The sequence below is a fragment of the Pseudomonas serbica genome, from assembly GCF_028823535.1.
Classification (GTDB): domain Bacteria; phylum Pseudomonadota; class Gammaproteobacteria; order Pseudomonadales; family Pseudomonadaceae; genus Aquipseudomonas; species Aquipseudomonas serbica.
In genome coordinates, this window is the sequence record NZ_JAQIYM010000009.1 from 183,749 (window position 1) to 199,632 (window position 15,884).

Here is a 15,884-nt window from a genome sequence, read left to right on the forward strand (position 1 = left end):
AAACGTTACGGAGAACCACACTATGAGCACTGAGGGTGCTTTGAGTCGAAGCCGTCTATTGCCGACCCTGCTCGGCATACTGCTTCTGCTAATGGGCCTGGCCATGCTGGCCGGCGGGATCAAGCTGAGCATGCTTGGCGGCTCACTGTACTACCTGCTGGCCGGTATCGGCCTGGCGCTGAGCGGCATCCTGCTGATCGCCGCGCGTCGTGCCGCACTGGGCCTTTATGCACTGGTGCTGTTCGCCAGCACCGTTTGGGCACTGTGGGAAGTCGGCCTCGACTGGTGGCAGCTGGTGCCGCGCCTGGCGATGCTGTTCGCGCTGGGCCTGGTCATGTTGCTGCCGTGGTTCCGTCGTCCACTGCTGCGTGATGGCGCCGCCCCCCTGGGCACCGGCGCCCTGAGCGTGGCCGTGGTGATCGCCGGCGCAACCGCCCTGGCCAGCCAGTTCACCCACCCGGGTGAAATCAAGGGGCAACTGGACCGCGACAGCGTGCCGGGCATGACCAACACCGCCCCGGCCATGCCCGACGGTGACTGGAACTCCTATGGCCGCAGCGCCCATGGTGACCGTTACTCGCCGCTGGCGCAGATCACCCCACAAAACGTCAACAAGCTGGTACCGGCCTGGACCTACCGCACCGGTGACCTGCCTGGGCCGAACGATCCGGGCGAAACCACCGCCGAAAACACCCCGCTGAAAGTCAACGGCATGCTCTACGTGTGCACGCCGCACAGCCAGGTGATCGCGCTGGACCCGGACACCGGCAAGGAAATCTGGCGTTTCGATCCGAAGCTGTCGACGCAGAATGCGGCGAACTTCAAGGGTTGGGCGCACATGACCTGCCGTGGCGTGACCTATCACGATGACGCGGTGTATGCCTCCGAGCAGAGCCCGACCGGTTCGGCCAGCCCGGCCCCGGCCAGCGCTTGCCCGCGCAAGATCTTCCTGCCGACCGCCGACACGCGCCTGATCGCACTGAACGCCGACACCGGCAAGATGTGCGAAGATTTCGGCGACAAGGGCCAGGTCGACCTGCGCGCCAACATCGGGGGCTTCACGGCCGGTGGCTACTACTCCACCTCGCCACCCGCGGTCACCAAGGACCTGGTGGTGATTGGCGGCCACGTCACCGACAACGTCTCCACCGACGAGCCAAGCGGCGTGATCCGCGCGTTCGGCGTGCACACCGGCAAACTGGTGTGGAACTGGGACAGCGGCAACCCGGACGACACCACGCCGATTGCCGAAGGCAAGACCTACACGCGCAACTCGCCGAACATGTGGTCCATGTTCGCGGTCGATGAAAAACTCGGCATGCTGTACCTGCCGATGGGCAACCAGACCCCGGACCAGTTCGGCGGCGCGCGTACGCCTGAATCTGAACTGCATGCGGCCGGCCTGACCGCCCTGGACATCGCCACCGGCAAAGTACGCTGGCACTTCCAGTTCACCCACCATGACCTGTGGGACATGGACGTCGGCGGCCAGCCGACCCTGATGGACCTGAAAACCGCTGACGGCGTGAAGCAGGCCGTCCTGGCGTCGACCAAGCAAGGCAGCATCTACGTGCTGGACCGCAGCACCGGCCAGGCCATCGTGCCAATCAACGAAGTGCCGGTGCCGCAAGGCGCGGTGGAAGGCGACCACACCTCGCCAACGCAACCGAAATCCGACCTGAACCTGATGCCGCCGCCGCTGCAAGAGCGCGACATGTGGGGCGTGACGCCGTTCGACCAGCTGATCTGCCGGATCGACTTCAAATCCATGCGCTACGACGGCCCGTTCACCCCGCCGTCGCTGCAGGGTTCGATCGTCTATCCCGGTAACTTCGGTGTGTTCGACTGGGGCGGAATCTCGGTTGACCCGGTGCGCCAGATCGCTTTCGTGAACCCAAGCTACATGGCGTTCAAATCGAAGATGATCCCGGCCGCCGAAATCGCCGCCCAAGGCCCGCGCAAAAGCGAAACCGAAGGCGTGCAGCCAAACAAAGGCGCGCCGTACGGCGTGGTCCTCGAAGCCTTGCTGTCGCCAATGGGCCTGCCGTGCCAGGCGCCGGCGTGGGGCTACGTGGCCGCGATCGACCTGACCACCCATGAAAAAATCTGGATGCACAAAAACGGTACCGTGCGTGACAGCTCGCCGGTTCCGATTCCACTGAGCATGGGCGTACCGAGCCTGGGCGGCACCTTCACCACCGCCAGTGGCGTCGGTTTCCTCAGCGGCACCCTCGACCAGTACCTGCGTGCCTACGACGTGAAAAACGGCAAGCAACTGTGGGAAGGCCGCCTGCCGGCAGGCGCGCAAACCACGCCGATGACCTACACCGGCAAGGATGGCAAGCAATACGTGCTGGTCGTGGCGGGTGGTCACGGCTCGCTGGGCACCAAACAGGGTGACTATGTGATTGCGTACAAACTGTCGGAGTAAGCAATATCCGTAGTTAACGCCAAGGCGACTCTCGCAAGGGGGTCGCCTTTTTTGTGCCTTGAAACCGGCGCTCGGCACCTTGCCTCAACGCCACAGCCGTCTAACATCAAACAAAAGGAAATTTTGTCCCAATCCCCTCAAGTTGAAGGACTCGACTACCGACACAGTACTCATCGGGCAATTGCCCAGACCACAGCAAATCGGCCAAGCTGCAGGCAAAATCCCGCAGGGTGGATTGTCCCTTTGACTGACATCACGGGATTGCCAATACTCATGGCAACTTGATGCTACCCGCACGGAACAAGGAATAACCCTTTGAAGCTGGAACTCAAGAACAGCTTGTCGGTGAAGTTGCTCCGGGTCGTGCTCCTGTCGGCATTGATCGTCGGCGTGGTCTTGAGCTGCGCGCAGATCGTTTTCGATGCCTATAAAACGCGCCAGGCCGTCGCCGGCGATGCCGAACGCATCCTCGACATGTTCCGCGACCCCTCGACCCAGGCCGTCTACAGCCTGGACCGGGAAATGGGCATGCAGGTAATCGAAGGCCTGTTTCAGGATGATGCCGTGCGCCAGGCGTCCATAGGCCATCCCAACGAAGCCATGCTGGCGCAGAAATCCCGTGAGTTGCAGCACTCCAGCAGTCGTTGGCTGACCGACCTGATCCTGGGCAAGGAACGCACCTTCACTACCCAGTTGGTCGGACGCGGCCCCTACAGCGAGTATTACGGCGACCTGAGCATCACCCTCGACACCGCCACCTACGGCAAGGGCTTCATCGTCAGTTCGGTGATCATCTTCATATCCGGGGTATTGCGTGCTCTGGCGATGGGGCTGGTGCTGTACCTGGTCTATCACTGGCTATTGACCAAACCCCTGTCGCGCATCATCGAGCACCTGACCGAAATCAATCCCGACCGTCCCAGTGAGCACAAGATTCCGCTGCTCAAGGGCCACGAGAAAAACGAACTGGGGCTGTGGATCAACACCGCCAATCAGTTGCTGGAATCCATCGAGCGCAACACTCACCTGCGCCACGAAGCGGAAAACAGCCTGTTGCGCATGGCCCAGTACGATTTCCTCACCGGCCTGCCGAACCGCCAGCAATTGCAAACGCAACTGGACAAGATCCTGGTCGATGCCGGCAAGTTGCAACGCCGGGTCGCGGTGCTGTGTGTCGGGCTCGATGACTTCAAAGGCATCAACGAACAGTTCAGCTATCAGACCGGTGACCAGCTGCTGCTGGCCCTGGCCGATCGCCTGCGTGCGCACAGCGGACGCCTTGGCGCCCTCGCCCGCCTGGGTGGCGACCAGTTCGCACTGGTGCAGGCCGATATCGAGCAACCCTACGAAGCCGCCGAACTGGCGCAAAGCATTCTCGATGACCTGGAAGCGCCGTTTGCCCTGGATCATCAGCAGATCCGCCTGCGCGCCACCATCGGCATCACCTTGTTCCCGGAAGATGGCGACAGTACCGAGAAGCTGCTGCAAAAAGCCGAGCAGACCATGACCCTGGCCAAGACTCGCTCGCGCAACCGCTATCAGTTCTATATCGCCAGCGTCGATACCGAAATGCGTCGGCGTCGCGAACTGGAAAAAGACCTGCGCGACGCACTGACGCGCGACCAGTTCTACCTGGTCTACCAACCGCAGATCAGCTATCGCGATCACCGGGTAGTCGGCGTCGAAGCGTTGATTCGCTGGCAGCATCCCGAACACGGGATGGTACCCCCGGACCTGTTCATCCCGCTGGCCGAACAAAACGGCACCATCATCGCCATCGGTGAATGGGTGCTGGACCAGGCCTGCAAACAGTTGCGCGACTGGCACGACCAGGGCTTCAGCGACCTGCGCATGGCGGTGAACCTGTCCACCGTGCAGCTGCACCACGCCGAGTTGCCACGGGTGGTCAACAACCTGTTGCAGATGTATCGCCTGCCCCCGCGCAGCCTGGAGCTGGAAGTCACCGAGACCGGCCTGATGGAGGACATCAGCACCGCCGCCCAGCATTTGCTCAGCCTGCGCCGCTCCGGCGCGCTGATCGCGATCGATGACTTCGGTACGGGTTATTCGTCGCTGAGCTATCTGAAAAGCCTGCCACTGGACAAGATCAAGATCGACAAGAGCTTCGTTCAGGACCTGCTCGATGACGACGACGACGCGACCATCGTTCGCGCCATCATTCAACTGGGCAAGAGCCTGGGCATGCAGGTGATTGCCGAAGGCGTGGAAACCTTGGAGCAGGAGGCCTACATCATTTCCGAAGGCTGCCACGAGGGTCAGGGCTACTTCTACAGCAAGCCCCTGCCGGCGCGGGAACTGAGCGCTTACCTGAGGCAGGCCCAGCGCAGCAACGCCGCCATCCTGTAATCCCTGCAGGAGCGAGCCTGTTCGCTATGGACGTCAGGGCGGCGCGTTTATCCAGACAGCACGCGTTATCGTTAACGTCCATCGCGAGCAGGCTCGCCCCTACCGGTGAATAAGAAATATTTCCAACCACAACCCTTTACACATAATGCGAAAGATTTGCATTATGTCGTCGTTTTGCGCGCTGGACGCGTTATACCACCCCCTCTCGAAGCAGGATGTTCGCCATGATTCGTATGCCTCTGGCTACCGCCAGTCTGTTGGCCATCGCAATTTCCCTCGCCGGTTGCGGTGAAGGCAAAGACAAAGAAAAAGCTGCCGCTCCTGCGCCAGCGGCCAGCACTGCCGCAGCACCGGCTGCTCCAGCGGCTGCACCTGCCGCTGCCAGCAAGGTCGACGAAGCCGCTGCCAAAGCCGTTGTCGCGCATTACGCCGACATGGTTTTCGCCGTTTACAGCGATGCCGAATCCACCGCGAAAACCCTGCAAACCGCCGTCGATGCCTTCCTCGCCAAGCCGAACGCCGACACCCTCAAAGCCGCCAAGGCTGCCTGGATCGCTGCCCGCGTTCCTTACCTGCAGAGCGAAGTGTTCCGCTTCGGCAACACCATCATCGACGACTGGGAAGGTCAGGTGAACGCCTGGCCACTGGACGAAGGCCTGATCGACTACGTCGACAAATCCTACGAGCACGCCTTGGGTAACCCTGGCGCCACTGCCAACATCATCGCCAATACTGAAGTCCAGGTCGGCGAAGACAAGGTCGACGTGAAGGACATCACCCCGGAGAAACTCGCCAGCCTGAACGAGCTGGGCGGTTCCGAGGCCAACGTCGCCACTGGCTACCACGCCATCGAATTCCTGCTCTGGGGCCAGGACCTGAACGGCACCGGCCCTGGCGCCGGCAACCGCCCAGCTTCGGACTACCTGGAAGGCAAAGGCGCCACCGGCGGTCACAACGATCGTCGCCGTGCTTACCTGAAATCCGTGACCCAATTGCTGGTCAGCGACCTGGAAGAAATGGTCGGCAACTGGAAGCCGAACGTGGCCGACAACTACCGCGCCACCCTGGAAGCGGAACCGGCTGAAAGCGGCCTGCGCAAAATGTTGTTCGGCATGGGCAGCCTGTCCTTGGGCGAACTGGCGGGCGAGCGCATGAAGGTTTCCCTGGAGGCCAACTCCCCGGAAGACGAACACGACTGCTTCAGCGACAACACCCACAACTCGCAGTTCTACGATGCCAAGGGCATCCGTAACGTGTACCTGGGCGAATACACCCGTGTCGATGGCACCAAAATGACCGGCGCCAGCCTGTCGTCCCTGGTCGCCAAGGCCGACCCTGCAGCCGACACCGCGCTCAAGGCCGACCTGGCCGCCACCGAAGCCAAGATGCAGGTGATCGTCGATCACGCCAACAAGGGCGAGCACTACGACCAGCTGATCGCTGCTGGCAACACCGCCGGCAACCAGATCGTCCGTGACGCCATCGCATCGCTGGTCAAGCAGACCGGTTCGATCGAAGCCGCCGCTGGCAAACTGGGTATCAGCGACCTGAACCCGGACAACGCCGATCACGAGTTCTGATCAACGCAGGCTAGCCTGTCCAATAAAAATGCCCCGACACGTTCGGGGCATTTTTTTGCCGCTTCGCCAGCCTCAGATGCGGAGAATGAAAATATTGACCGCGCCACCACCCACTGGCCGCTGGATACCGCCGATCAATGTGACCAGGTTGTTGGTGGCTTGCGCTTGAATGAACAACGCACGGGTCGCCGAATCCATCAGGTCAGTCCTTGGACCGACATAGTGGCGGCCTTCGACCACGTCCCCCGCGACGCGTCGTAATGTCAGCCAATACAGCGCCTCACGCCCCGGACGCCTGAAAATCAGTTCGGACACGGCACCGCCAGCGACCAACTCGTAGCGACTGCCGGTCAATCGCTCGATCATCAATGCCCTTAGCGTGCTTCCCGACCTGCTGCTCAGCGCGTCATGCAACAGTAATGGAATCCCGTCAGTGCTGAAATTCAGCCGACTGTAATAACCCGGCAGACTATTGAGCGGCCAAGTCCCATCGTGCGCCCTCGGCGTTCTCGGCAGCATGGACAACGGATCGCCCAGTGAAACACGGTTTCCCACCGGCCAGAAACGCCAGTTCTGCAGGGTTCGTCGCAGAGCCGCGATCCCCCAGCCGGTCAGTCCCGCTGGATTGGCCCGATTGAACAGCACGTTGGCCACCTGCAACTGCGTCGCCGCGGTGAACGTCGGGAACCCGTCTCCCACGTACGCGGCGATACTTTTCTCGAAAGACAAATCAAGCGGATGGACCCACCGGGACAGTGCGCCATTGAACGTCGCCACTCGTGGCTGGCTAAACCGATCAGTCCCAAGCAAGTGCTCGAATTGGGCAAAGGTATTGATCTCAATGGCCGGGTCGTACATGAACACGACACCACTTCTCATGGTTGTCCCTTGCGGCAGGATCGGAAAATAGCGCTCATCGATCTTCACATAGTCGCGCCCGACCAACGCCGGGGCGCCCGCCGTTCGTCGATAGATCCCCATTTCAGCGTTTTGCACCTGAAGTTCGGCGGAATCGATGGTTTGCCCCCAATCGGCAAATTTCTCGTTGGGTGGACGGACTGGGCGCGCCGGAGCGGTAGTCGCTCGACTCGGCCCCGGTGTCGGTTCGATGGGAGCCGGTCGGCTGGCGTCGACAACACTCCCGCCGCTCCACGAGCGCGGCAAATCCAGTCCTCTGAGGCGTAGACGCAAACGTTCAGGAGAAACCGTCAGATACGGGTCGAAGACATTCAGGGTCGAACCTGAGCGCAAGTAATGAACCAGGTTCAACTCAAACTCGCTTTCACGTCCTCGCGGAAAAACGAACGAATCGAATACGCGCCTGGCCTGAGTTTCGTCAAGAAACGGATAGAGATCCCTGAGTGCTCTTTCCGTGAACCCGCCGCCCAACCCGGGCGCATCGCGATGAGTGCCGATTTCCCAGTGCCCTGCCGAATCCCGGCGAATCGGTGAGTAATGCCACTGGATCGGTTTGCGAGCATCCCTGACTCGCCAGGCTTCCTCGAAACCTTCATCCAGGATCGCGTACCAATGGTTTTGGTCACTGAGGAAATAATGCTTTGAACCATCGGGTTTCGACGTCCTGTAGTAGATGCCCTTGCCCTCCCACCCTGGCAAAGGCAACAGACCCTCGGGTTTTTTCCCGAGGGCCATTTCCGGGTTCAACCCTCGAGCGCCGGGAGCGCTTTTCAGTCCGCCACTGACAGAGCGCATGCCGATCACGCCATCGGCCAGCGCCCCGACAAACTCGCCCAATGCCCGGACTACGTGGTGGGCCGCACCGGCCCGATCCCCCAGGTTCGCCGCCTCTACCGCGCTGAAGACAGAAAACAGGCTCCTGGCCAGGCCGATCGGCAGCGTCACCCGCACCGGCAACACCATCGTCAGGACATCGACCGCCGTGGTGGCAATGGCAAGCCCGGTCTCGACATTGGTTTGTTCGGTGGTGGTCACTTGTGCCGCGGCATCGTTGATCGCGAAGTTGACCTCAGTCTCGTAGGCGTCTTCAAAAACGTTGTTCGCGATCCTGGACATGTGAACCATCGAGAAATCGCCCCGGCCTTTCAACGTGGCCAGGACCTGAGGCTGGAACGCCCGCTCTACCCGCCCGACCAGGTATTCACGCCAGTGACTGTTGTGGGTGAAATCTGGCACGAAGCGCTCACCGACAAACTCATGGAACACCCGGCCGCCAGGAGCCTGCGGCGTATACACCACAATCGAGCCGCCAGCCACGGAGGTACGGAACAACAACACCCCGCGCACCCGTTGACCGCGCAGTTTCAAATGCTCTACCACTACCCGATGCCCCTCGACCTCGCGACGCCGATGGTCGTCGACCGGCACATCGAGCACCGCCTGGACCCAGGCGAAACCGCGCGCCAACCTGTCCGGGTAAAAATCGCCATTGATCTTGGCTTCAATGGCGTCCAGGCGCAGCTGCCGCTCCATGGTCCGGACATAATTGCGCTTGCGAAGCGCCGCCCCCGGGGACGTGATCAAGGCGTCCTTCAAAAACGCGTTATGGCTTTGACCGACGTTGAGCCTGCGCACCAGTTCCTTGACCTGCTCGAGACTCAAGCCGGCAAAAGTCTCGGCCGCTTGCGCTGCAAGCATATCCTCGGGCCGCAAGGCTTCATCGGGCTTGTCGCTGCCCTCGGTCTTCAAGGTCAGCCTGGAGAATTCGGTGAAGTTGAAATCCAGTCCACCGATGTTTTCCAGAGCCAGTTCGGTCAACGTCCGCCGACGGTGCTGGAACTGCGGCTTGCCGGGGTTCTGGATGCTGGAACCAGGGGCACCGGGAGCGATGATAATCGCAGGGACTGATGGATCCCGACTGTGGACGATGAGGTCATCCGGATTTACCGTCAGGCCGTATTCGGACTCAAGTACCGCGCGCAGTCGGCGATTGCTGTAGGCCAACAGGTCGCGGCGATCGCTGAACTGGGCTAATGAGGGAAACCCTTCGGGCTCGGACAGGTTGGCCAGCTCCTCGCCATAACTGGCAATCGCAGCGGCCCAGGCATTTCTGTCGGTCTCGTCTGCATCCTGCAGGAAGACCGCCAACCGGGCCTGGCAACGTTTCTTGATCCTCGCCCACAACACCGGTTCGATATCAAAGGCACGGTGTAGATCGGTCACCCGGTCACAGCCGCGGGGCAAGTCCGCCTTATCGATGTGCGCCCCCGAGGCCTGGTACCTGGCGAGGGTCGAGGCGAGGTTTTCCCGAATCATCAGGCATTGTGATTCGACGCCATGACTGAAGGGGGAGTCCAGACGCTCAAGGTAGTGCAGCCGATCGCGCACAGGGGCAGCGCGATGCAGCGCCAGGCCGCGTGCCTGGTCCTTGTCGGCCACCCAGGCCAACAGCGAGGCGAACTCGGCGCCATGACCCAAGCGTCGATGCAGTTCATGGTCAAGACTGGCCAACGATTCGAACGCCTCAAGGCCAGCGTCCGGGATAAACAACAACACCCGGCCCACATTCGCTGGCGGCGCCACGGGACGAGCCGTCAGGGGGACGTCCTTGGTGTCCCACTTCACCTCCGCGTCTTGCGGATCCCGAGCGGTCAGGATGAAAGCTCCATGCAAGGGGATCGGGGCAGCCTCATCGTCCTTGAGCGCCACGCCATACACACAAGGACGATAGGTGTTCAAAAACTGTCGGGCCTGGGCATTCGGGTAACGCAACACCTTGGCAAACAGCGCCTCATCGGTGGCGTCGAGCAGGCCATCGCTTTTAAGCAGGGCGACCTCGTTTTTCAGCGCCTCGGTGCGAATATCAATCAACCATTGCTTGCGGGTTCGCGAATCGGTCGAGCTCACGGCGCCAGCCCAGTAGGCATCCAGGTACTGTCCATAGTGCGACAGCAGGTTCCCGGCCAGGCCATCGAGGAACGTGTCGAACGCAGCGGGCGTTAACGCGGTAAAGAGCGTTGGCTCCCCGCCCGCTTCGGGTACACGATAAAAGCGGGCCTGCCGACCGGCAAAGCCTGCGGCTTGCCCAGTGACGATACGTTGCACCACCGCATCCATCAGGCTGGACAACAATGCCTGGATATCGGATGTATCGTCCGGCTCGCCACCGGTGGATGTGTCGTCATTTTCGCGACACTTGATAAAGCTGCGCAGCAGATCCAGGCGCGGCGTCACGTCGGGGAACGCCTGATCGAAGCGCTGTTGCACGAAAGCATGGAAAGCAGGCTGGTTCTGGAACAGCTCTGCGGTCTGGATATCCAGTGCCGACAGTTTCCTCCCCAGGAGGATCTGTAAAGGGTTGTCCCGCATGGCAGGCAGTGTTGAATGTTCATGCAGCATGGCGCATCTCTTCTGTGGGTGAACTACCCTCATCGTGCCCCTGCGCCATCCCACCGGTGCGTTACATATGTATGGCGTGCGTTACGCCTCGGGTCGTTGTCCCAAATCAGGCAAACGATAATTCCTCTTATTTAAAACCCCCTGCCCTGTTAGACTTTGCGCCCTTGTTTTGCTCGTCTTGCAGGATGTCTGATGCCCTCGCTGCCTCTTCGCTTGTCCGCACTGCTGCTGGCCCTGGGCCTGAGTGCCTGCGATGACGCCCCGAAGTTCACCCAGGCCGAACCCGGTGAAGCCCGCTCCGGCGGCGGCACGACGGTGCGCAAGACCGATCAGAACGCCTTTTCGCTGCCCTCCGCCAACCTGCCGCCGTCGCGGCGCGTGGACTTCAGCGTCGGCAACAGTTTCTTTCGCAGCCCCTGGGTGATCGCGCCGTCGACCACCACCGCCCGCGACGGCCTCGGCCCGCTGTTCAACACCAATGCCTGCCAGGGCTGCCATATCAAGGACGGTCGCGGCCACCCGCCGCCTGCCGATGCGTCGAATGCCGTGTCGATGCTGGTACGCCTGTCGATTCCCGACACCCCGGCCTATGCCAACGTCATCGAGCAACAGGGTGTCGTGCCGGAGCCGGTCTATGGCGGGCAGTTCCAGGACATGGCCGTGCCCGGGGTCACGCCGGAAGGCAAGGTGCGGGTCGACTACACGCCCGTCACGGTTCGTTTCAAGGACGGTACCCAAGTCGAGCTGCGCAAACCGAGCCTGAACATCACCCAGCTGAACTACGGCCCGATGCACCCCGACACGCGATTCTCGGCACGGGTGGCGCCACCGATGATTGGCCTGGGCTTGCTGGAGGCCATCCCGGAAGAGGCGATCCTGGCCAACGCCCAAGCCCAGGCGAAGGACGACAACGGCATCGCCGGACGTCCTAATCAGGTTTGGGATGATGCGCAGCAGAAGACCGTGATGGGGCGATTTGGCTGGAAAGCCGGGCAACCGAACCTCAATCAACAAAATGTCCACGCGTTTTCCGGTGACATGGGCCTCACGACCCGCCTGCGACCCTTTGACGACTGCTCCGACGCGCAAACGGCCTGCAAACAGGCGCCGAGCGGCAACGGCCCCGATGGCGAGCCGGAAGTCAGCGACAACATCCTGCGCCTGGTGCTGTTCTATACCCGCAACCTCGCTGTGCCGGCGCGCCGCGATGTCGCCACGCCCGAGGTGCTGGCCGGCAAGACCCTGTTCTACCAGGCTGGCTGCCAGTCCTGTCACACCCCCAAGTACACCACCGCCGCCAACGCCGCCGAACCTGAGCTGGCCAATCAAGTGATTCGCCCGTACAGCGATTTGCTGCTGCATGACATGGGCGACGGCCTGGCCGACCACCGCACCGAGTTCCAGGCCAGTGGCCGCGACTGGCGGACCCCGCCGTTGTGGGGCATCGGTTTGACCCAAGCGGTCAGTGGCCACACCCAGTTCCTGCATGACGGCCGCGCCCGCAACCTGCTTGAAGCCGTGCTCTGGCATGGCGGCGAGGCAAAGGCGGCGCAGCAACAGGTTTTGTCTTTCAATGCCGAGCAGCGTGCTGCGCTGCTGGCGTTTTTGAATTCCCTTTAATACCCATCTTCCAGCGGGAGCCCGACATGTTTCGTCCCAAATTGTTGTTCACCAGCCTTGCCGCGCTAGCCCTGGGCGCCTGTTCGCCGCAGGATCCGCAAGCCGTCACCTCGGCGGCGATCGCCAAGTCAGTGATTCTGCCCACCTACACTCGCTGGGTTGAAGCAGACCGCCAGTTGGCTGTCAGCGCTCTCGCCTACTGCGAAGGCAAGGAAACCCTGGATACCGCCAGGGCTGACTTCCTGCACGCGCAAAAAGCCTGGGCCGAGCTGCAACCCCTGCTGATCGGTCCACTGGCCGAGGGCAACCGTGCCTGGCAGGTGCAATTCTGGCCGGACAAAAAGAACCTGGTGGGTCGTCAGGTCGAACAACTGGTCACCGCGCAACCGCAGATCGACGCCGCTGCACTGGCCAAGTCCAGCGTGGTGGTGCAAGGCCTGTCGGCCTACGAATACATCCTGTTCGACAGCAAGCCTGATGTGGCCAACGCCGAGCAGAAAGCCAAGTACTGCCCACTGCTGATCGCCATTGGCGAGCGCCAGAAACAGCTGGCCGAAGAGATTCTCAAGAGCTGGAACAACACCGACGGCATGCTCGCGCAGATGAGCAAGTTCCCGAACCAGCGTTACGCCGACTCCCACGAAGCAATCGCCGATCTGCTGCGCGTGCAGGTCACCGCCCTCGATAGCTTGAAGAAGAAGCTCGGCACCCCGATGGGCCGCCAGAGCAAGGGTGTGCCGCAGCCGTTCCAGGCCGATGCCTGGCGCAGCCAGTCGTCCCTGACCAGTCTCGAAGCCAGCCTCGCCGCCGCCAAAACAGTGTGGGAAGGTGTCGACAACAAAGGCCTGCGCGGCCTGTTGCCGAGCGAACAGAAACCCCTGGTCGACAAGATCGACGCGGCCTACGCCGCTTCGTTGAAACTGTTCGCCAGCAGCCAGCGCTCGTTGACCGAAATGCTCAGCGACGACGCCGGTCGCCAGCAGCTCAACGATCTCTACGACAGCCTCAACGTCGTCCATCGCCTGCACGAAGGCGAGCTGGCCAAGGCGCTGGGCATTCAACTGGGCTTCAATGCCAACGACGGTGACTGATGAGGGCCAGTTCCATGCTGCGACGCCAGGCGCTGAAGTTAGGGAGTTTGCTGCTGGGTGCGGTGACACTGGGCGGCTGGACGCTGTCCAGGCACAAGGATCAAAGCCCGCTGCTGCTCTCCGCGCGGGACGATACCGACGGCAAGCATTACGCCGTCGGTTACCGGCTGGACGGCACCCGGGTGTTTGCCACCCAGGTCGACCAGCGCTGCCATGACATCATCAACCACCCTGCGTTGCCGATCGCGCTGTTCGTTGCCCGCCGTCCCGGCACCGAGAGCTACCTGATCGACTTGCGCGACGGCACGCTGCTGCAAACCCTGAAGTCGCAGGCGAACCGGCACTTCTACGGCCATGCGGTGATTCACCACAGCGGCAACTGGCTGTATGCCACCGAAAACGACACCAGCGATCCGGGTCGCGGCCTGCTCGGTGTGTACACGTTCGAAGGCGAACGGCTGGTGCACAGCGGCGAGATTTCCACCCATGGCATCGGCCCGCATCAAGTGTCGTGGATGCCCGATGGCGAAACCCTGGTGGTGGCCAACGGCGGCATCCGCACCGAAGCCGAAAGCCGGGTCGAGATGAACCTCAATGCGATGGAGCCGAGCCTTGTCCTGATGCAGCGCGACGGCACCCTGCTGAGCAAGGAATCCCTCGGCCAGCAAATGAACAGCGTGCGTCACCTGGGCATTGCCAGCGACGGCACCATCGTCGCCGGCCAACAATTCATGGGGGCGGCTCACGAGCACTCGGAGCTGCTGGCGATCAAGCGTCCCGGCCAGCCGTTCGTGGCGTTCCCAGTGCCTGAGCATCAACTGCAGGCCATGGGGCATTACACCGCCAGCGTTGCAGTGCACAGTGAATTGCGCCTGGTCGCATTGACCGCGCCTCGAGGCAATCGCTTCTTCATCTGGGACCTGGACAGCGGCGAAGTGCGTCTGGACGCGCCCCTGCCCGATTGCGCCGGCGTAGGCGCGGTGGCCGATGGTTTTGTCGTGACCTCGGGCCAGGGGCGCTGCCGGTACTACGATTGCCGCCAGGCAAACCTCGTTGCAAAACCCCTGGAGCTGCCGGCGGGGCTCTGGGACAACCATTTGCACCTGATGGCTTGATGGAGATCCTGTAGGAGCTGGCTTGTCGGGTCGCCGCATCGCAGCGAAGAGGTCCGAAAGATCGCTGCAAATCCAGCGGCCCCTTCGCCGGCAAGCCGGCTCCTGCAGATAGGGGGAAGCCCCAAAAACATCCATTGGAATCACCCGCGGAGTCGGGGTAAGGTTCCCAACTGTCTCACCTGATTTTCTCCAAGGAACTGGAATTATGCTGCGTCGCCGCATGCTGATCATGTTGGGTGTTGTTCTGTTGATCGTGCTGGTCCTGGCCGGTTACAAAGCCTTCTCCATCTACACGATGATCCAAGGCTTCTCCGCGCCAAAACCGCCGATCAGCGTCGCCGTGGCCACGGCAACCGAACGTCCGTGGCAAGCCCGCCTGCCCACGGTCGGCACACTCAAGGCGCTGCAAGGCGTGGACCTGAGCCTGGAGACCGACGGCACGGTCGTCGATCTGCAGTTCGAGTCCGGGCAGAAAGTCAAAGCCGGTCAACCGCTGTTACGCCTGGACAGCGCCGTAGAAAGCGCCCTGCTCGAAACTGCCCAGGCCGATCTCGGGCTGGCCCAACTTGATTACGGTCGCGGTAGCCAGCTGGTGGGCAGCCAGGCCATTTCCAAAGGCGAGTTCGATCGACTGTCGGCGGTACTGAAAAAGAGCAAGGCCACGGTCAATCAACTGAAGGCAGCGCTCGGCAAAAAAAGTATCGTCGCCCCCTTCAGCGGAACCATCGGCATTCGTCAGGTGGACGTTGGCGACTACCTGGCCAGTGGCACCATGATTGCCACCCTGCAGGACCTCAGCAGTCTCTACGTCGATTTTTTCGTGCCAGAGCAGTCGGTACCGAAGGTCGCCATCGGCCAGCCGGTGGAAATCGTCGTCGCGGCCTACCCGTCCCGGACCTTCCCCGGCACCATCAGTGCAATCAACCCGAAGCTGGAGAACAGCACGCGCAACATGCAGGTCCGCGCGACCCTGGCCAACCCCGATGGCCAGCTGCTGCCTGGCATGTTCGCCAGCCTGCAAGTGATGTTGCCCGACCCGCAACCGAGCATCGTCGTGCCGGAAAGCGCGATCACCTACACGCTCTACGGCAATTCCCTTTACGTAGTCGCAGAGAAAAAAGCCGAAGACGGCAGCCTCGAAAAAGACGACAAGGGCCAGCCGGTCCTGATCGCTGAACGGCGGTTCATTGAAACCGGTGAACGCCGCGACGGCCTGGTGGTGATCAGCAAAGGTGTAAAAAGCGGCGAGAAAGTGGTCACGGCCGGCCAGATCAAACTGGACAGCGGTGCGCACATCGCCATCAGCGACGACAAGACCCTGGCCGAGAAGAACAGTCAGCCTCGCGCTGATTGATCAAGGAAC

At 61.7% G+C, this 15,884-nt stretch carries 8 protein-coding genes; 7 read left to right on the plus strand and 1 reads right to left on the minus strand.

Annotated features, from left to right (window positions below; genetic code table 11):
- Nucleotides 1-22: 22 nt before the first annotated feature.
- The 3 genes from NQL71_RS16495 to NQL71_RS16505 all read left to right on the plus strand — a co-directional run bounded on the left by NQL71_RS16495 (nucleotide 23) and on the right by NQL71_RS16505 (nucleotide 6,378).
- Nucleotides 23-2,431 carry a glucose/quinate/shikimate family membrane-bound PQQ-dependent dehydrogenase gene (locus NQL71_RS16495; protein WP_274643030.1) on the plus strand — a complete coding sequence of 803 codons (2,409 nt, stop codon included), beginning with the start codon at nucleotides 23-25 and terminating at the stop codon, nucleotides 2,429-2,431.
- Nucleotides 2,432-2,746: 315 nt separating this feature from the next.
- Nucleotides 2,747-4,798, plus strand: a complete 2,052-nt coding sequence (locus NQL71_RS16500; protein WP_046819056.1) for a putative bifunctional diguanylate cyclase/phosphodiesterase — start codon at nucleotides 2,747-2,749, stop codon at nucleotides 4,796-4,798.
- Between the two features lie 224 nt (nucleotides 4,799-5,022).
- Entirely contained in the window at nucleotides 5,023-6,378 is a 1,356-nt protein-coding gene (locus tag NQL71_RS16505) for an imelysin family protein (protein ID WP_046819055.1), read from the plus strand.
- Between the two features lie 72 nt (nucleotides 6,379-6,450).
- Here NQL71_RS16505 and NQL71_RS16510 read toward each other — a convergent pair whose 3' ends face one another.
- Nucleotides 6,451-10,695, minus strand: a complete 4,245-nt coding sequence (locus NQL71_RS16510; RefSeq protein WP_274643031.1) for a dermonecrotic toxin domain-containing protein — start codon at nucleotides 10,693-10,695, stop codon at nucleotides 6,451-6,453.
- 192 nt (nucleotides 10,696-10,887) lie between these two features.
- On the opposite strand from NQL71_RS16510, the gene NQL71_RS16515 reads away from it, so the two are divergent.
- The 4 genes from NQL71_RS16515 (at nucleotide 10,888) to NQL71_RS16530 (ending at nucleotide 15,875) form a co-directional block, all read left to right on the plus strand.
- Nucleotides 10,888-12,315 carry a di-heme oxidoreductase family protein gene (locus NQL71_RS16515; RefSeq protein ID WP_166619542.1) on the plus strand — a complete coding sequence of 476 codons (1,428 nt, stop codon included), beginning with the start codon at nucleotides 10,888-10,890 and terminating at the stop codon, nucleotides 12,313-12,315.
- A gap of 26 nt (nucleotides 12,316-12,341) precedes the next feature.
- Nucleotides 12,342-13,406 (plus strand): imelysin family protein, encoded by a 1,065-nt coding sequence (locus NQL71_RS16520; RefSeq protein ID WP_046819052.1) that lies wholly within the window; start codon nucleotides 12,342-12,344, stop codon nucleotides 13,404-13,406.
- 14 nt (nucleotides 13,407-13,420) lie between these two features.
- Nucleotides 13,421-14,521: a DUF1513 domain-containing protein gene (locus NQL71_RS16525; protein WP_274643032.1), complete on the plus strand. Its 1,101-nt coding sequence runs from the start codon at nucleotides 13,421-13,423 to the stop codon at nucleotides 14,519-14,521.
- A gap of 205 nt (nucleotides 14,522-14,726) precedes the next feature.
- Nucleotides 14,727-15,875, plus strand: a complete 1,149-nt coding sequence (locus NQL71_RS16530; protein ID WP_046819050.1) for an efflux RND transporter periplasmic adaptor subunit — start codon at nucleotides 14,727-14,729, stop codon at nucleotides 15,873-15,875.
- The last annotated feature ends 9 nt before the right edge of the window (nucleotides 15,876-15,884 follow it).

What these genes read in the sequence shown, in the direction of transcription:
- NQL71_RS16495 (WP_274643030.1), top strand. Translation starts at nt 23, where the DNA reads ATGAGCACTGAGGGTGCTTTGAGTCGAAGCCGTCTATTGCCGACCCTG.
- NQL71_RS16505 (WP_046819055.1), top strand. Translation starts at nt 5,023, where the DNA reads ATGATTCGTATGCCTCTGGCTACCGCCAGTCTGTTGGCCATCGCAATT.
- NQL71_RS16510 (WP_274643031.1), bottom strand. Translation starts at nt 10,695, where the DNA reads ATGCTGCATGAACATTCAACACTGCCTGCCATGCGGGACAACCCTTTA.
- NQL71_RS16515 (WP_166619542.1), top strand. Translation starts at nt 10,888, where the DNA reads ATGCCCTCGCTGCCTCTTCGCTTGTCCGCACTGCTGCTGGCCCTGGGC.
- NQL71_RS16520 (WP_046819052.1), top strand. Translation starts at nt 12,342, where the DNA reads ATGTTTCGTCCCAAATTGTTGTTCACCAGCCTTGCCGCGCTAGCCCTG.
- NQL71_RS16525 (WP_274643032.1), top strand. Translation starts at nt 13,421, where the DNA reads ATGCTGCGACGCCAGGCGCTGAAGTTAGGGAGTTTGCTGCTGGGTGCG.
- NQL71_RS16530 (WP_046819050.1), top strand. Translation starts at nt 14,727, where the DNA reads ATGCTGCGTCGCCGCATGCTGATCATGTTGGGTGTTGTTCTGTTGATC.